We start from the raw sequence: 17,230 nt of genomic DNA on the forward strand, positions 1-17,230 counted from the left end.
AAACTACAGAGAAATTCTCTGTAGTCATTCTAAACGGTCTTTAAAAAATTTTCAAACTTTCGCCTTTGTACATAATAAGCGATGACCAGGACAATAATCGAAACATCAAAAGCCGGAGGAAGCCACATTTTTAATAAAATACACATCACAAAGCTGGCAATATCCATGTACAAATAATCACGTACCGGTGTATAGCTTTTGATCAGTTGTATTTTCAGCTTCATATTCCGATAGAAGAAGACCAGCGCAATAGCTCCGACGATCGCATCTACACTGAAATTCACAACAAATTCCTGTGCCAGAATAGCTCGAAGAAAGAAAAGAATCAAAGTACCGGTTATTACAATCACAATACCCGATAACTGAAACTTTGCCTTGTCTTCTTTTAAATACGTTTCCTTAAATTTCTTAAACGATTGTGATTTCGCCCAGGAGCGAATTTCCTTGCCTAAATTTCCTTCATAGTGCAGGCTGCGTCCTTCTTCCTTTGCCTTCTGAAGCTGATCTAAATAATAATTGGCATATAAATTGCGCAATCCCAGATTAGATTCCTTTTTCTCAATTGCTTTTAAGATGTCTTGAAAGTCCTCTTGTTCCTCTAACGTTTCCGGTAGAGGAAGATGAGGTTTCAGCCAAGTATATTTTGTCAGATCGATCATTCAAAAACTACTTTCTGCGCCTCATCGATCTCTACATTTGTTCCAAAGTAGGCTTTTAATGCCTCAATCGCATAGCCTGTATCTTTGATACCGGCCGTTTCATAGCTGGAATGCATAGCCAGCTGCGGAAGTCCGATATCTACGGCATGTACGCTGACTTGTGTATTGGACAAGTTTCCTAATGTAGATCCACCGACCACATCGCTACGGTTGGCAAAAGTCTGTACCGGTACACCGGCTTCTTTACAGATACAAGTAAATAAGGCACGGCTAAAGGCATCTGTCGTATATTTCTGGTTTGCACTTTCTTTGATAACCGGTCCTTTGTTCATCATCGAACAGTTGACCGCATCCGTTTTTTCCGGATGGTTTGGATGCACCGCATGCGCATTATCACAGCTTACCAGGAAGGATTTGCTGATGGCCTGATAATATTCTTCCGCATCCTTTCCCAAACCTAAGTTGATACGCTGTAATGTATCATATAAGAAAGTGGACATAGCTCCCTGCTTTGTATTCGATCCAACTTCTTCATTATCGAATACGCAGCAGACATTGATCGCATGTTTGTTTTCAGACTCAATAAATGCTTTTAAAGAAACAAAGGCACATTGTAAGTCATCCAGTTTTGGTGTAGAAACAAATTCATTTTTGTAACCCCAGATCACCGGTTTTTGACGATTGACTAAGAATAAGTCTTTAGCTAAGATCCGTTCGACTTCTACACCTAATTCATCCGCAACCATCTTATCAAAGTCACCCTTCTTCAACTCACCGGTTGAGAATAGAGGACAAAGATCAACCTGACGATTATATTTATAACCATCGTTGATGTTACGGTTGAAGTGAATGGCTACATTAGGAATCAACAACAAGTCTTTATCAATATATAATAAGCGACTTTCTATTTTGTTTCTTTCCTGTACCAATACACGTCCGGCAATCGTTAACGGACGATCAAACCATGTAGAATCGATCATACCACCATAAGCTTCTACATCTAAGCGCAAATATTCATTTGGTCCTTCTAATTCCGGAACGCTCTTGATCTTATATGTTGGCGAATCGGAATGAGCAGCCGTCATTTGGAAATGATAATCGTCCAGCACACTTCCCAATTTAAAGGCAATGATGCTGGAGTGGTTACGAATCGTGTAGTACCCTTCTCCTTTTTCCAGGTGCCATGGTTTACCTTCCGGTAAATATGTGAATCCAGCCTGTTCCAAATAATCACGCACGGTTTTTACTGAATGGAACATGCTTGGACTGCTTTGAATAAAATCCATCAATTCATTTGAAATTTCAATATTGTTCATAATAGTATCCTCCTTAGACTATTCTAAACTATAGACACTAAAAACTCAAAAGAAAACGACTCCCGAAGGAATCGTTTCTCAATTTTCATTAAGCGTTAACCGTACCGTCTCTTTCGTCCTGTTTCTTACGGATAACAGGGAAGATCAAACCTAACAATGTTAAGACAATTGGTGTTACAACGTTTAATACCATTGTAAATGGATCTGGCGAATACATGCCTAATACAGAGAACACCAATACAATTAAGAAACATAGAATACCAAAGAATTTACCAATTCCTCTGCTCTTAACAAACTTATAGGCACGCGGAAATTTTTCATCTGCTGCTTTACGAAGCATGAAGTACGCAAAGAATACCCACAAATAACGAAGTGGCATACAAACAGAGTTCAATTTATTCAACTGTGCCAATACCGAAGCGGCCCCTGGAACGACTGTCTGTGCAACGATAATGGCACCAGACAAGATAACAACCATCCAAATACCATTGACATAAGCACCGTATTTGTTTTGTTTCAACAATTGTTTCGGAACACTCTGGCTTGTGATAGGGTCTTCCAACAACATACGCAAAGGAGCATCGATACTTACTACCAATGTAGAGAACTGACCAATGGCATTACACAATGCATAGATGATCATCAATACATTACCAACGCCATAGTATTCACCTAATTTCTGGAATGCCCAGTAAGCACCATTGGCAATATATGCCGTTTGTGATTCAGCACTTGCGAATACAACAGCCGGATCAAACATCATAGCCATCGCAAATGTACCAAAGATAGCACAAATCACAACCATTCCGGCAGCAAACATCATACTCTTAGGGAATTGACGTGCCGGATCACCATCCATTTTATTTACGTATGGAGAAATTTTTTCGATACCGCCAACCGCAAATACTAAGATTGATAAGTTTGTGAAGTAGCTTACATCAAATGTCGGAATAAAAGAATCCCAGCTCCAGTCAATGCTTGCAAAGCCACCATTTGGATTGATAACCGGTGCCGCAAACATCAATAAGATATACAGAATACTCATGACAAACATACTGGAACCAGCCAGTGTAGCCAGTTTCTTCAATGGGTTCAAACCACGGCTTGCCACCCAGCAGAAGAACAAGAATACAACCAACGTTGCCAACTGTACATACAATGTAGGGAATGTGTCATACGTTTCCGCATTCTGGAACACCATCCAGCTTAAGGCTTTTAAACCACCGGACCCCTTGGAAGCAATGTACGTTACGTGACATGCCCAATACGTCCAACCTGCATAATAACCTACTTTAAAACCAGCTGTTTCCTGAACCCAAGAGGTAACGCCTCCACCTAGATCTTTAAATGCTGATCCTAATTCTCCTACCATCAATGCATAAGGTAAGAAGAACAAAGCGAACATCCAGATCCATGAGAAGATAACCTGGATCCCGTTGAAGTACATGAAACCGTTAACTACGTTACCAAATCCCCATAATGTGGAGAAGCACATGAACGATAACATATACCACTTGATTTTCTTTTGAGAATTATCCACTATTTACAACTCCTTTCCCAAAGTAAACAAGTACATATATAATCACATATTTTTGCGTAATTGTCAAAGAGGGTTTGACTTTTTCGCAATATATATACAATATTCCTACAGTTTTTTAAAGAGAATTTACTTTATTTTTTTAATAGTGGCAATAAATATTTCATGAATTCCTGTACCGCCGGGGAAGGGTTGGACTGCAGCGCAATACCGATTTCTATATATTCTTGAGGGTCTAGAGACTTATATAATATTCCTTCTTCCATACCCCAGGCTGATAAACGATTATCCATAGATATTCCCAACCCCTGTTTGACCATCGCAAAGCTGGCATAGGGCTCCAAAGTAGAAAACTGACGATGTGGATATATTTTGTATTTCTGAAAAACTCGTTGATTATCCGTATCTTCTCCGGGATAGGTAAAGATCACATTTTCTTTTTCAAATTCCTTGACCGATATTTTGTCTTCACTTGCTAATTTATGATTCTTGGGAATCCATGCCAACATCTCATCTTTTGTGATCGGTATCCATTGAAAATCTCCCAATTCTCGTTTGGATACAATACATAGATCCAATCGATGTTGTTTCAGCTCCTGCACCAGATAAGAACTATATCCATGACGTATCTTTAAATCGACATCTGGATAAACCTTACTGAAATTCTTCATAGCCAGGGCAAATGTATCATAATAATAACGATGTGAAACACCGATTTCGATTTCACCAACATATAATTCATTGATGTCAGATACTTTTTGTTCCAATAATTGATCTTGATATAAAAGCTCTCGTATACCGCTTAAAAGATGACGACACTCATTGGTTGGAAACATACCATCATGATTTCTTCGCAACAAGGTAAATCCCATTTCTTTTTCTAAACTGGAAATCATTCGAGAAAGACCACTGGGTGTATAACCTAGTTTTTTAGCTGCTTTGGATAGACTTTTCGTATCAATGACCTGTACCAGCGCTTTACATTTTTCTAAATCCATAATTCCCCCTTTATTAAAAAAACCGCTGTTTCCAGCGGTTTACAATCATTGTTTAATCGAAATTATCCGATGATTTCAGTAACGTTTCCGGCACCTACAGTGTGTCCACCTTCACGAATAGAGAACTTAGTTCCGTTTTCGATAGCGATTGGGTGAATCAATTCTACAGACATTTCAACGTTGTCACCAGGCATTACCATGTCAGTTCCTTCTGGAAGAGTGATAACACCAGTTACGTCAGTTGTACGGAAGTAGAACTGAGGACGGTAGTTAGAAACGAATGGAGTGTGACGTCCACCTTCTTCTTTAGTCAGTACGTAAACCTGAGCCTTGAAAGTAGTGTGTGGGTGTACACTTCCTGGTTTAGCTAAAACCTGTCCACGCTGAATTTCATCACGTGCGATACCACGAAGCAAAGCACCGATGTTGTCACCAGCCTGAGCAACGTCCAACTGTTTGTGGAACATTTCCAAACCAGTTAATACTGTCTTACGAGTTTCTTTGATACCAACGATTTCAACTTCGTCGTTCAAGTGAGCCTGTCCACGTTCAACACGTCCTGTAGCAACAGTACCACGACCAGAAATAGTCATAACGTCTTCTACAGCCATCAAGAATGGTTTATCGATGTCACGTTCAGGATCTGGAATCCAGCTGTCAACAGCATCCATCAATTCGTTGATAGATTCAACATATTTTGGATCGCCTTCCAAAGCCTTCAATGCAGAACCACGGATAACTGGAGTTTCATCTCCGTCGAATCCATATTCGTTAAGAAGTTCACGAACTTCCATTTCTACTAAGTCAACCAATTCTTCGTCATCAACCATGTCACATTTGTTCAAGTAAACAACGATGTAAGGTACACCTACCTGACGAGCCAACAAGATGTGTTCACGAGTCTGAGGCATAGGACCATCAGATGCAGCTACTACAAGGATAGCACCATCCATCTGAGCAGCACCAGTGATCATGTTCTTAACGTAGTCGGCATGGCCTGGACAGTCAACATGTGCATAGTGACGTTTGTCAGTTTCGTATTCAACGTGAGCTGTGTTGATTGTGATTCCACGTTCTTTTTCTTCTGGAGCACCGTCGATCTGATCGTAAGCAGTTGCTTTGGCCTGACCTTTCTGAGCCAATACATTCGTAATAGCAGCTGTTAATGTTGTTTTACCATGGTCAACGTGACCGATTGTACCAATATTAACATGGGTTTTACTTCTGTCAAATTTTTCCTTTGCCATTTTAGTTTTCCTCCTAATTAAAAATTAAAATTCATGCAAAAACATTGTACTTTAGAACCAAGCGAAAAGCAACTAGTTTTCGCTTGAATTCTCTTTAATGATCTTCTCTGCAATGCTCTTAGGAACTTCAGAGTAGTGATCAAATTTCATGGAGTAAGTTCCACGTCCCTGTGTAAAGCTACGCAAGTCAGTTACGTAACCAAACATTTCTGACAATGGAATGTGAGCACGTACGATTACGGCATTTCCGCGCTCTTCCTGTTCTGTGATAGAACCACGACGACTGGAAACGTCACCCATAACGCTACCTAAGTATTCAGCCGGTGCTGTTACCTCAACAAACATGATTGGCTCCAACAATACCGGATTACACTTTTTGGCAGCTTCACGAAGTGCCATACTGGCGGCAATCTTATAGGCCATTTCACTGGAATCGACATCATGGTAAGAACCATCGAACAGTGTAGCTTTGATATCGATAACCGGATAACCGGCGATCATACCATTATTTAAGGCATCCTTCAAACCTTCTTCTGTTGGTTTGATGTACTCTCTCGGTACGGAACCACCAACGATCGCATCCACGAATTCAAATCCTTTACCTTCTTCATTTGGTTCGAATTTGATCCATACATGACCGTATTGTCCACGACCACCAGACTGACGAATGTATTTACCTTCACAGTCAGCAGTGGCACGAATTGTTTCACGGTAGGCAACCTGAGGCTGTCCTACGTTGGCTTCTACCTTAAATTCACGACGCAGACGGTCAACGATGATATCCAGGTGAAGTTCACCAACACCGGCAATGATCGTCTGTCCTGTTTCTTCGTTTGTATATGTTTTGAAAGTTGGGTCTTCTTCAGCCAATTTACTTAAAGCCAAGCCCATTTTATCCTGATCGGCTTTTGTTTTTGGTTCCAAAGACAATTCGATAACTGGTTCAGGGAATTCCATAGATTCCAGAATGATCGGATGTTTTTCATCACACAGCGTATCCCCTGTTGTCGTAACCTTTAGACCTACGGCAGCAGCGATATCTCCGGCCCAAACCTGATCGATTTCTTTACGATGGTTGGCGTGCATCTGTACGATACGTCCGAAACGTTCTTTCTTATCCTTTGTAGAGTTCAATACATAGCTTCCTGCAGTTGCACTACCGGAGTACACACGGAAGAAGCTTAATTTTCCTACAAATGGGTCTGTTGCGATCTTAAATGCCAATGCAGAGAATGGTTCATCATCACTCGGATGACGTTCATCTTCTTCACCGTCCAAAGTTGTACCTTTGATAGCCGGTACATCTAATGGGCTAGGCAGATAATCAACAACTGCATCCAGGACCAGCTGAACACCTTTGTTTTTGTATGCGGAACCACACAATACCGGGAAGAAATCACCGGCACATACGGCAATACGCAATACACGTTTGATTTCACTGATTTCAGGTTCTTCACCTTCCAGAACCATCATCATGAAATCTTCATCATAATCGGCTAAGTATTCCAATAATTTAGCACGGTATTCTTCGACTAAATCCTGGCTTTCTTCAGGAATGGCAACTTCCGTAATAATACGTCCATAGTCACCACTGAATGTATAAGCTTTACGTTCGATGATATCGATAATACCTTCAAAGTCACTTTCAGCACCAATTGGCAACTGAATTGGGCAGGACTTAGCTCCTAAACGATCAATGATCGTGTTACAGGACATGATGAAGTCTGCACCTGTCGCATCCATTTTGTTGACAAATACGATACGAGGTACACCATATGTCGTCGCCTGACGCCATACAGTTTCTGTCTGCGGTTCAACACCGGCTTTGGCATCCAGAACGGTTACGGCACCATCCAATACACGCAAAGAGCGTTCAACTTCTACGGTGAAGTCAACGTGACCTGGTGTATCGATGATATTGATACGGCATTCCGGTCCGGTTCCATCTAATTTTTTCCAGTGACAAGTTGTGGCAGCAGAAGTGATCGTGATACCACGTTCCTGTTCCTGTTCCATCCAGTCCATTGTACTGGCACCTTCATGTGTTTCCCCAATTTTATGGTTAACACCAGAGTAATAAAGGATACGTTCAGTTGTTGTCGTTTTACCGGCATCGATGTGCGCCATGATACCAATGTTACGAGTATTTTCCAGACTATATTCTCTAGGCATAAACTAAACTTTTCTCCTTTCTTACCAGCGGTAGTGAGCAAAGGCTTTATTTGCTTCCGCCATTTTATGAGTGTCTTCACGTTTCTTAACGCTGGCACCCGTTCCGTTAGATGCATCAATGATTTCTGCAGCTAAACGCTGTTCCATAGTTTTTTCATTTCTTAAACGTGCATAGTTAACGATCCAGCGCAGACCTAATGTCAAACGACGTTCGTCACTTACTTCTACCGGTACCTGATAGTTGGCACCACCAACACGTCTAACCTTCAGCTCTAACTGAGGCATAACGTTTTCCAATGCTTGTTCGAAAACTTCCATTGGCTGTTTTCCTGTTTTTACTTCAACGATTTCAAACGCGTTGTACAGAATTGTCTGTGCAACCCCTCTTTTACCATCAATCATGATTTTATTGATCAGACGAGTGACCAATTTGGAGTTATACATAGGGTCCACTAATACATCACGTTTGGCAATGTGTCCTTTTCTAGGCATTTAATTTCCTCCTTTCACGATTGACTACTTCTTCGGTTTCTTAGTTCCATATAAAGAACGAGATTGTTTACGGTCATTTACACCGGCACAGTCTAATGTTCCACGAACGATGTGGTAACGAACACCTGGTAAGTCCTTAACACGACCACCACGAATCAATACAACACTGTGCTCCTGCAAGTTGTGTCCGATACCTGGAATGTAAGCTGTAACTTCCATTCCGTTGCTCAAACGAACACGGGCATATTTACGAAGTGCTGAGTTTGGTTTCTTTGGTGTCATGGTACCAACACGTGTACATACTCCACGTTTCTGTGGGCTTGACAAGTTAGTTGGTCTTGACTTCAGTGAGTTGTACCCACGGTTCAAAGCTGGTGACTTTGAAACGTTCTGACTGGCCTTACGACCTTTACGAATCAACTGGTTGATTGTAGGCATAAGTACCCTCCTTTCAAAAACTTCTTAACACACGTTTCCGGGTGTGTCTTTTTCATCCGTTTTATATGGGATTCTTTCGAATCCCTCATTTACGCATGCACGAATAGATTACATTTTTTAAACTTCAATGTCAAATACTTTTTTATTTTTTTCATTGAAAACGCCAAATTTTAGTGCCCAAAATATTTTATCTTCTCTAAAAGCCTACTTATAAATGAATTTTCTGTACTAAAAATTCGCATCCCGCATTGCTTTGGCACTTCCTGTCTGCCTATTATTCATCTGATCAAAAACGGCTTCATAAGCCTGCACTTGTTCTAAAGACAAAGCTTTATCCAAACGAACATAGACTTTACCAAATACATAATTATACATATATTGATGATGATCGATACTGTTGACTTTATTTAAGCGATCATAGGCTGCTTGTTTTGATGTACAGATTTCAATCGTACCTCCACTTAAATGGGCATTGGCTTTGGAAGACTTGCCCGCAATGGTTTGATCTTCAAAATAAGCTTTATCAACAACCTGCTCCAGCTCTTCATCGACTATAGTTGCCTGATCATAATAAAAGACATTGGATATAGGAAGGCCCTGCTCCTTTAAAAAATCGATCATTTGTTTGACGGATTCCAAATTTGAAAACTGTAATGTTGTATCTTCTTGAACTAATTTTTCCACCGGTTCTTCCAATCCTTCTACCTCTGTTTTAAACGAAGTATTTACGGGATGAATCCGATAATGTCTAGCTGACTCTTCATCATATCTTGCTTCGACATAAACGGTTTGTCCATTCTTTAAATTTTCATTGGGCTTTACTGTATATTTGACCGTTGTGAAAAAATCATTATAATTCCCCTGGTCCATCATACAAGCTACATTCGCTTTTCCTTTACCATTAGTACCAGAAAAAGTTACCGTACAATCCTTTTCATCCATCAAGGACACATCTGTTTTCGCAAAGAAGAAACAATAACTTCCTGTTGTCAGTACCCCCAGGATCAAAACGACCAACAAGAGAATCAGTATCTTCTTAGGCTTGGGCTTCCCATTGTTTTCTGGATTCTCTTATTCTAATTCCCAACCGCATTTTGCACAATATTTACCATTTTCATAACGTATATTACAAGACTTACAAACCCTCATTTTCCTTCTCCTTTTCTTTTATTATACTCATTTTTATTTTTAGCCACAAAATAATTTTATCGTTTAAAAAGACAAAACATCATCCAAATTTTTCTACTTTTTTATTATAATAAGTACTGAGGACAGAAAAGAGGAATGAACATGAAACACAAAATTGTCTTTCTTGATATGGACGGAACTTTGTATCAGACAGAAAATGATATCATACAAGATAGTGCACTGGATGCGATCCAGATGTTAAAAGATAAAGGATATAAGGTATGTGCCGCTACCGGAAGACCTTTAAACCAAATGAAGTTAATCTTGGAACGAGTGCAGTTTGATGATTATGTGCTGATCAACGGAAGCTATATTCTTGATAAAGATTTCAATGAGATCGGCGCCTACCCTATTGAAAAAGAAACCGTAGAAGAACTGGTACAGCTTTGTAAGGATCATAAATTCGGATTGATGTTTCATTTCGGTGATGCGACATATATCTACAACGATTTTTATCCGATGTACTATTTCTGTAAATATTGTAATGTATTGGATTCTTTATTTTACGATCAAACAGAAACTTTCCATAAACGTCACCGTGTCTTTAATGCTGTGATCATGACAAAGGATAAAACAAGTTTGGATGCTTTTATGAAGGAACACCCAAATCTTCGTTCGGATTTGATCAACGTTAAAACCGACGGCTTCTGTTTTGATATCTTTAATGCCGATAATGATAAATCCAAGGGAATAGAGCTGGTATTAAATAAAAACAACATGACATGGAAGGATGCGATCTGTATTGGAGACAGCACCAATGATATTGGCATGTTGGAAAAGGCAGATATCGGAGTGGCAATGGGAAGTGCAACAGATTATGTCAAAAGTTTTGCCAACTGGTCCACAACCAGCACCTATGAAAATGGTATCTTTAATGCCGTCGCCAAAATACTAAAGGAAGAGGATAATTAATCCCCTTCCTTTTTAAATTCTATAAAGTTTTGACCCACCTTCTTGGCTTCTTGGGCATCATGCGTCACATATAATAAGGTAAATTGTTTTGTTTCCTGCAGTTTGATCAAGATATCGATCAATTCATATTTCGAACTTTGATCCAACGAATTTAAACCTTCATCAATCAACAACAAATCCGGTTCTTTGATCAAAGATCTTGCCAGAGAGATACGCTGCCTTTGTCCGCCGGAGAGTGTCTTACACTTTTGTTCTAAAACAGAAGCCACACCTACAAGCCTGGCGGTATCCTCTACCTTTCTTGCCAAGTCACTTTTAGAGATGGTTCTTTGATCGATGCCATACGCAATATTATCTTTGACAGAAAGTGCATCCAACAATCGATCATTTTGAAACATGAACGATATCTTCCAGGATGTTGGCATGATGATATTTCCGCTTGTAATACTTTCTAAGCCGGCAATTATTCTTAATAGCGTTGTCTTTCCACAGCCGCTTGGTCCAAAAAAGACAGTTCTTTGTTTTTCAGGAATCTGCATAGAAACATCACGCAGGGCAACCACGCCATTTTCATAAATTTTGGTCACATTACAAATTTCAATCATGCACTTATTGTACCAAACTCTACGATTTCTATCCATTCACAGATGATGAAAACTGGCTGTTGTAGAGCTGATAATAGAATCCTTTTTGTGATAATAGATCCTGATGTTTTCCCTGTTCTACGATCTTTCCCTGGTTCATCACTAAGATACGATCGGCATTTTGAATCGTTGATAATCGATGGGCTACGATAAAACTCGTTCTTCCTTTCATCAGCGTTTCAAAAGCTTTTTGTACACGTAATTCGGTCATGGTATCGATAGAAGAAGTAGCTTCGTCTAAAATCAAGACCGATGGCGAACACAATAAAATTCGCGCAATGCACAATAATTGTTTTTGTCCCTGCGAAAGATTACCTCCTCCTTCGGCCAAAATCGTGTCATAGCCCTCTGGCATCTGTAAAATAAAATTATGCGCATACGCTTTTTTAGCTGCCTCTATGATTTCTTCATCTGTGGCATCCGGCTTCCCATAGGCGATATTCTCTTTGACCGTTGCCGCTTTTAACCATGTATCCTGTAAGACCATACCATAACTTGTACGCAAAGAATGACGGGTAATTTCACGAATATCATGTCCATCAAACCAGATAGCTCCTTTTTGCACATCGTAAAAGCGCATAAGAAGATTGATCAGTGTTGTTTTTCCACATCCGGTAGGTCCGACAATGGCAATACGCTGGCCCGGTCTAACCGAAACGTTCAAATCCTGAATCAATGATTTATTTGGACTATACGAAAAATCCACATGTTTCAGCATAACCTCTCCTTTTGGATCCACTAAATTCAACGCTTCCTTTTTGTCGGGAATTTCTGCCGGTTCATCAATAAGGGCAAAGACACGAGCCGCCGATGCGATCGAGTTTTGAAACTCAGTAATCACACCGGTAATCTCATTAAACGGCTTGGTGTATTGATTGGTATAGCTTAAAAAGCTGGACAGCTGCCCTACGCTGATCATAGAAGCCGTGCAAGCTAAACTTCCCGCAATCGCCACACCGGCATAAATCGATGAATACATCAAACGAGTTGCCGGATTGGTAATAGAAGAATAAAAAGTAGCCTTTAGAGAATAGTTCGATAATTCTTCATTGATCTGATCAAAGTCTTTTTGTGCTTCGGCCTGATGGTTAAAGGCGTGCACCACTTTGATTCCACCAAGCATTTCATTGGTAAAAGCTGTTAACCGGCCTCTGCTCTGTGACTGATACGTAAACATCTGATACGATTTTTTCGCAATAAAATTTGCCAGTAAAAATGAAAGCGGGCTTAACAGCACGACAATCATCGTGATCCAGAGATTTAAGCTGGCCATGAATACAATCGTACCTGCAATGGTCAATACACCGGAAAATAGCTGAGTAAATCCAAGCAACAAGCCATCTGATAACTGATCGATGTCCGTTATGATGCGGCTGATCAAATCTCCGAAAGCGTGCTGATCCACAAAGGATAGCGGTAATACCTGTAAATGATCAAAGGCCTGCACTCGTAAATCTTTGACCACGCGATAAGTGATCTTATTATTGATGTGGTTCATCAGCCATTGTGCCATAGAAGTCACACAAATCGATAAGAAAATTCCAAACAGGATGACCATCAAGCCTGAAAAATCGACCTGTCCGGCTTTAACGATCTTATCTACCGCTTTCCCCGTCATAATGGGAACGTAAAGTGTAAAGCCTACAACCAAAGTCGAAAGAAGAAACGACAAACATATCCATCCGCGATAGGGCTTTAAGTAGGTTAAGATTCTTTGTAGTGTTTCTTTATTTTCACGCATTCGAAGCCATCTCCTTTCCAAAGGACTGGGAAGCACAGATTTCCTGATAGATTAAATTATCTCGCATTAAATCTTCATGTCTTCCGTAGCCTGCAAGCCTTCCATCCTCCATGACCAGAATGTGATCGGCATCATAAATGGCAGATACACGTTGCGAAATGATCAAAACTGTTTGATTTTTCGTATGTGTACGAATCGCATGGCGCAGTTTGGCATCTGTCGCAAAGTCAAGCGCTGAAGCACTGTCGTCCAAAATCAGAATTTCCGGATTTCCAACCAGAGCCCGGGCAATACTCAATCGTTGTCTTTGACCACCGGAAAGATTGCTTCCCTTTTGTAGAATTTCCAGATTTAATCCTTCTTTCTTTTCCTCGACAAACTCTCTGGCCTGTGCAATATCTAAAGCCTCCCATATTTCTTCATCTGTAGCATCTTTCTTTTTTAACTGCATGTTTTTTCTGAGCGTTCCGGAAAATAAGGTCGCCTTTTGTTCGACAAATCCAATATGTTCACGAAGAGAAAAAGGCGAAAGCGTCTCAATTTCTTTTCCAAACAAATAAATCTTTCCTTTTGTATGATCATAAAAGCGACACAAGAGTTGAGCCAATGTTGATTTTCCGGAACCGGTTGCCCCAATGATTCCAATCGTTTCTCCCTGTTGTACTTGAAAGCTGATATCCTGCAGCACTTCTTTGCCAGATTTCGCATACTGGAAGCTGACATGGTCAAAGGAAATGGCCGGGACATCCTTTGAAGGATTTAAATCCCATTGTCTATCGTCTCCTTCTTCTAAAAAAGAAGGGACTTCAAATATCGCATTTACACGTCCCAGACTCGCAAAAGCTCTGGATAAAAGAATGATCAGATTGGCCAGCTTTACCAGCTCTGTCAGAATTTGGAACATGTAGTTGATCAAGGCAATGACCTCTCCCTGTGTCAATTCTCCTGCATTTACCTGCAGACCACCAAAATATAAAATGGCAATAACACCCAGATTAACGATCATATACGTTAAAGGATTTAATAAAGCGGAAATCTTGCCGACAAAGATTTGTTTTTGATACAGTGTATCCGTTTCCTGATGAAACTGTTGTTTTTCTTTGTCTTCTCTGGCAAAGGCTCGTACTACACGAATACCGGTTAAATTCTCTCTTGTCTTCAACAATACTCGATCTAATGTCTGTTGTACCTTTTTATATAGCGGCATTGTTATCAACAAAATCGCAAATACAACGATCATTAAAGCCGGAATAACAACCGCAAAGATCAAAGCCGCCTTTACATTCACACTGAAAGCCATGACCATAGCTCCCAATACGACAAAAGGAGAACGTAAAAATAGGCGCAAAAACATATTCAAACCATTTTGTACCAGATTGATATCATTGGTCATTCGGTTGATCAAGGTCGATGTACCGATACGGTCGATTTCCTGGAACGAAAATGTGTTGATATGAGCAAACAAATCTTTACGCATGGACTGGCCTAAGCTGACTGCCGATTTAGCGGCAAAGTATTGTGCCGTTAAAGAAAAGGCAAAGCCGATGATTCCTAATAAAATCAGCAATGCTGTCATCTTCCATAAAAAAATCGCATCCCTTTGGGCAATTCCCACATCGATCATCTGGGCAACTACCAACGGAACAAACAGTTCGAAGGTTGCTTCTAACATCTTGAACAAAGGCGCTAAGATCGTGATCAATGGATAGGCGCGTAAATAATGATATAATCGTTTCATATTCCCGTTCCTTTCTACTCTACTTTAAAAGGTTCTGTTATAATGATTTCAAATCGAAAAGAGGCTTTTTATGACTTTGGTTCAATTACACTATTTTAAAACCATCTGTAAATACAACAATTTAACACGAGCAGCCAAGGCTCTGCACATTTCCCAACCCACATTAACACATGTGATTCATGACTTGGAGCAGGAATTTGGCATCACTTTATTTCTGCGCCAGAACAAAGGTCTGGTCTTAACTAAGCAAGGACAAGATTTTTTAAATGAAGCCAATCTATTACTGGAACAGGCAGATGCCTTTTCCAATCGAATGAAGTTTTTAGGCCATACGCATCAAGCGGTGCAATTTGGCCTGTCCCCAGCCAGTTCCACCTTATATTTTCCATTGATTGCGCAAGCTTTATATCAACAATATCCACAGATTCAAACGATTCTTGTGGAAAATGGAAGCATGTTGAACCGACAAAAAATCATTGATGGAAAACTGGATTTAGCCATCATTTCCTCAAATGCTCCCATACCTTCTACATTAGGTTCCTATAAAATTGCAGATACCAGAGTTTGCCTGTTTGTTCATAAGGAACATCCTTTGTCCAAAAAGAATATGTTATCGATACAAGAAATCAAGGAGCAGCCTTTGGTCATGTTGTCCGAGGAATCCTTTCTGACTACTGCAACCATCAGCCAATGCATGCACTATAAGATCGATCCCAATATCATCTTAACAACCAACCAGATTTCTATTATCAAACAACTGGTGACCAACAAAATTGCCGCTACTCTTCTTTTTGAACATACTTTACCGGACGATCAAGAATATGTATCGATTCCGGTGACAGAGTTTCAAGCAATCCAAATTTACTTGATCTGGAATCAGTATAAGCAGATGACACCTGCCATGCAGCATTTGATCGAAGTAACAAGGCAAGTGTATCCAAATAACTAATTCGTTCCTTATTGTAATCGTATTATTAAAAAAACACCAATACATATAAATTAGTGTGTCATAAATTTTATTTATGAATATTTCATATCCAATGTCTGGAAGAAGACAAGAAAATTAAAAATTTTTAGTATCAAACCAGTATCACGATTCAAAAAGAAAAGCCCTTATCTGCTTTAGATAAAGGCTTTTTCTTACATGTTTTGTCTTCGTTAAATTACTTAACTTCAACAGTAGCACCAGCAGCAACCAATTTTTCTTTGATCTGTTCTGCTTCTTCTGGGCTAACGTTTTCTTTAATAGCAGCTGGAGCACCATCAACCAGTTTCTTAGCATCTACTAATCCTAAACCAGTGATTTCACGTACTGCTTTGATTACAGCAACTTTAGTTCCACCTACATCTGTCAAAGTTACAGTTACTTCGCTTGGTCCAGCAGCAGCTGCTTCTTCAACCGGAGCAGCAGCTACAGCAGCAGCTGCAACGACACCGAATTTTTCTTCGATTGCGCTTACTAAGTCATTCAGTTCTAAAATTGTAGCTTCTTCTAAGTAAGCAAGAATATCTTCCTGAGTTAATTTAGCCATTTTCTTTTTCCTCCTATGTTATTCAGCTGGGGCAGCTTCTACAGCAGCCTCTGTTGCCTCTTCTGCCTGTGCAGGAGCGGCTTCTTCTTTTGCTTCTACCTCTTTTACTTCAAATGTACCATTTTCTTTAGCTTCAGCTACAGCCTTAACAGTCATAGCGAACTTGATCAATGGTGCATTCAGGCAAGAAGCGAACTTAGCCAACATACCTTCTTTGTTCGGTAATGCAGACAATTTTTTGATCGTATCTGTGTCGACCATGTCGCCATCAACGATACCTGTCTTTAATACAAGTGCTTCGTGTTCTTTGGCAAATTTAGCCAATACACGAGCAGGAGCCACTGGATCTTTACCAAAAGCTAAAGCGTTTGGTCCGATCAAGTCTTTTGCGAAATCATCGTAACCTAATTTTTCAGATGCACGACGAGCAATTGCGTTTTTATAGACTTTGAAATCTACTTCTTCTTTACGAAGATCTCTACGCAATTCATTGATTTCCGCAACAGTCAATCCACGGTATTCAACCAATACGATGGAGCTGGCATCCTTCATCTTGTCAGCTAAGGCGTTAACGTTGGCTTCCTTTTGAGCAAGGATTTGTTGATTCATTCGTTCC

General features: G+C 40.0%; 16 protein-coding genes. 2 read left to right on the forward strand and 14 right to left on the reverse strand.

Annotated elements, in window-relative coordinates:
• Positions 1 to 29: 29 nt before the first annotated feature.
• From ACTQX6_RS00130 to ACTQX6_RS00170, 9 genes are all read right to left on the reverse strand, one after another.
• Positions 30 to 659 (reverse strand): hypothetical protein, encoded by a 630-nt coding sequence (locus ACTQX6_RS00130; protein ID WP_117446973.1) that lies wholly within the window; start codon positions 657 to 659, stop codon positions 30 to 32.
• Positions 656 to 1,975 carry a M18 family aminopeptidase gene (locus ACTQX6_RS00135; protein WP_294689046.1) on the reverse strand — a complete coding sequence of 440 codons (1,320 nt, stop codon included), beginning with the start codon at positions 1,973 to 1,975 and terminating at the stop codon, positions 656 to 658. The genes ACTQX6_RS00130 and ACTQX6_RS00135 overlap by 4 nt, the downstream gene beginning before the upstream one ends.
• Positions 1,976 to 2,063: 88 nt before the next feature.
• Positions 2,064 to 3,482 carry an APC family permease gene (locus tag ACTQX6_RS00140; protein ID WP_294689140.1) on the reverse strand — a complete coding sequence of 473 codons (1,419 nt, stop codon included), beginning with the start codon at positions 3,480 to 3,482 and terminating at the stop codon, positions 2,064 to 2,066.
• Positions 3,483 to 3,646: 164 nt separating this feature from the next.
• Positions 3,647 to 4,510 (reverse strand): LysR family transcriptional regulator, encoded by an 864-nt coding sequence (locus tag ACTQX6_RS00145; protein WP_294689047.1) that lies wholly within the window; start codon positions 4,508 to 4,510, stop codon positions 3,647 to 3,649.
• Positions 4,511 to 4,572: 62 nt separating this feature from the next.
• Positions 4,573 to 5,757 carry an elongation factor Tu gene (gene tuf, locus ACTQX6_RS00150; protein WP_168964567.1) on the reverse strand — a complete coding sequence of 395 codons (1,185 nt, stop codon included), beginning with the start codon at positions 5,755 to 5,757 and terminating at the stop codon, positions 4,573 to 4,575.
• 72 nt (positions 5,758 to 5,829) lie between these two features.
• Positions 5,830 to 7,929 (reverse strand): elongation factor G, encoded by a 2,100-nt coding sequence (gene fusA, locus ACTQX6_RS00155; RefSeq protein WP_168964568.1) that lies wholly within the window; start codon positions 7,927 to 7,929, stop codon positions 5,830 to 5,832.
• A 21-nt stretch (positions 7,930 to 7,950) separates the two neighbouring features.
• On the reverse strand, positions 7,951 to 8,421 hold the full coding sequence (gene rpsG, locus ACTQX6_RS00160; protein WP_022789367.1) for a 30S ribosomal protein S7: 471 nt from the start codon (positions 8,419 to 8,421) through the stop codon (positions 7,951 to 7,953).
• 24 nt (positions 8,422 to 8,445) lie between these two features.
• The gene (rpsL, locus tag ACTQX6_RS00165) at positions 8,446 to 8,859 is read right to left on the reverse strand and encodes a 30S ribosomal protein S12 (RefSeq protein WP_022789368.1); all 414 of its coding nucleotides are present in this window, start codon (positions 8,857 to 8,859) and stop codon (positions 8,446 to 8,448) included.
• A gap of 228 nt (positions 8,860 to 9,087) precedes the next feature.
• A complete protein-coding gene (locus ACTQX6_RS00170; protein WP_294689050.1) occupies positions 9,088 to 9,879 on the reverse strand; it encodes a hypothetical protein in 792 nt (263 codons plus the stop codon).
• 270 nt (positions 9,880 to 10,149) lie between these two features.
• Between ACTQX6_RS00170 and ACTQX6_RS00175 the strand changes: the two genes are divergently transcribed.
• Positions 10,150 to 10,959: an HAD family hydrolase gene (locus ACTQX6_RS00175; RefSeq protein WP_294689052.1), complete on the forward strand. Its 810-nt coding sequence runs from the start codon at positions 10,150 to 10,152 to the stop codon at positions 10,957 to 10,959.
• Here ACTQX6_RS00175 and ACTQX6_RS00180 read toward each other — a convergent pair.
• The 3 genes from ACTQX6_RS00180 to ACTQX6_RS00190 are packed head-to-tail and all read right to left on the reverse strand — an operon-like array spanning position 10,956 to position 15,082.
• Entirely contained in the window at positions 10,956 to 11,564 is a 609-nt protein-coding gene (locus tag ACTQX6_RS00180; RefSeq protein WP_294689055.1) for an ATP-binding cassette domain-containing protein, read from the reverse strand. The two genes, ACTQX6_RS00175 and ACTQX6_RS00180, sit on opposite strands and share 4 nt — an antisense overlap.
• Positions 11,565 to 11,592: 28 nt before the next feature.
• On the reverse strand, positions 11,593 to 13,344 hold the full coding sequence (locus tag ACTQX6_RS00185; RefSeq protein ID WP_294689057.1) for an ABC transporter ATP-binding protein: 1,752 nt from the start codon (positions 13,342 to 13,344) through the stop codon (positions 11,593 to 11,595).
• Positions 13,337 to 15,082: an ABC transporter ATP-binding protein gene (locus ACTQX6_RS00190; protein WP_294689059.1), complete on the reverse strand. Its 1,746-nt coding sequence runs from the start codon at positions 15,080 to 15,082 to the stop codon at positions 13,337 to 13,339. The genes ACTQX6_RS00185 and ACTQX6_RS00190 overlap by 8 nt, the downstream gene beginning before the upstream one ends.
• Positions 15,083 to 15,152: 70 nt before the next feature.
• Here ACTQX6_RS00190 and ACTQX6_RS00195 point away from each other — a divergent pair, with 70 nt between their 5' ends.
• Entirely contained in the window at positions 15,153 to 16,031 is an 879-nt protein-coding gene (locus ACTQX6_RS00195; protein WP_117446983.1) for a LysR family transcriptional regulator, read from the forward strand.
• A 214-nt stretch (positions 16,032 to 16,245) separates the two neighbouring features.
• On the opposite strand, the gene rplL is transcribed toward ACTQX6_RS00195, so the two are convergent.
• Complete coding sequence (gene rplL / locus ACTQX6_RS00200) at positions 16,246 to 16,614, reverse strand: 50S ribosomal protein L7/L12 (protein WP_022789390.1); 369 nt, start codon at positions 16,612 to 16,614, stop codon at positions 16,246 to 16,248.
• A gap of 18 nt (positions 16,615 to 16,632) precedes the next feature.
• Entirely contained in the window at positions 16,633 to 17,223 is a 591-nt protein-coding gene (gene rplJ, locus ACTQX6_RS00205; protein WP_117446984.1) for a 50S ribosomal protein L10, read from the reverse strand.
• Between the last annotated feature and the right edge of the window lie 7 nt (positions 17,224 to 17,230).

This window comes from Faecalicoccus sp. LCP19S3_E2 (assembly GCF_052121255.1).
In the GTDB taxonomy this organism is placed as follows: Bacteria; Bacillota_I; Bacilli_A; order Erysipelotrichales; family Erysipelotrichaceae; genus Faecalicoccus.

Bases quoted from the DNA above. Each gene is read 5' to 3' on its own strand.
- ACTQX6_RS00130 (WP_117446973.1), bottom strand. From the start codon at position 659: ATGATCGATCTGACAAAATATACTTGGCTGAAACCTCATCTTCCTCTA.
- ACTQX6_RS00135 (WP_294689046.1), bottom strand. From the start codon at position 1,975: ATGAACAATATTGAAATTTCAAATGAATTGATGGATTTTATTCAAAGC.
- ACTQX6_RS00140 (WP_294689140.1), bottom strand. From the start codon at position 3,482: ATGTTATCGTTCATGTGCTTCTCCACATTATGGGGATTTGGTAACGTA.
- ACTQX6_RS00145 (WP_294689047.1), bottom strand. From the start codon at position 4,510: ATGGATTTAGAAAAATGTAAAGCGCTGGTACAGGTCATTGATACGAAA.
- tuf (WP_168964567.1), bottom strand. From the start codon at position 5,757: ATGGCAAAGGAAAAATTTGACAGAAGTAAAACCCATGTTAATATTGGT.
- fusA (WP_168964568.1), bottom strand. From the start codon at position 7,929: ATGCCTAGAGAATATAGTCTGGAAAATACTCGTAACATTGGTATCATG.
- rpsG (WP_022789367.1), bottom strand. From the start codon at position 8,421: ATGCCTAGAAAAGGACACATTGCCAAACGTGATGTATTAGTGGACCCT.
- rpsL (WP_022789368.1), bottom strand. From the start codon at position 8,859: ATGCCTACAATCAACCAGTTGATTCGTAAAGGTCGTAAGGCCAGTCAG.
- ACTQX6_RS00175 (WP_294689052.1), top strand. From the start codon at position 10,150: ATGAAACACAAAATTGTCTTTCTTGATATGGACGGAACTTTGTATCAG.
- ACTQX6_RS00180 (WP_294689055.1), bottom strand. From the start codon at position 11,564: ATGATTGAAATTTGTAATGTGACCAAAATTTATGAAAATGGCGTGGTT.
- ACTQX6_RS00185 (WP_294689057.1), bottom strand. From the start codon at position 13,344: ATGCGTGAAAATAAAGAAACACTACAAAGAATCTTAACCTACTTAAAG.
- ACTQX6_RS00190 (WP_294689059.1), bottom strand. From the start codon at position 15,082: ATGAAACGATTATATCATTATTTACGCGCCTATCCATTGATCACGATC.
- ACTQX6_RS00195 (WP_117446983.1), top strand. From the start codon at position 15,153: ATGACTTTGGTTCAATTACACTATTTTAAAACCATCTGTAAATACAAC.
- rplL (WP_022789390.1), bottom strand. From the start codon at position 16,614: ATGGCTAAATTAACTCAGGAAGATATTCTTGCTTACTTAGAAGAAGCT.
- rplJ (WP_117446984.1), bottom strand. From the start codon at position 17,223: ATGAATCAACAAATCCTTGCTCAAAAGGAAGCCAACGTTAACGCCTTA.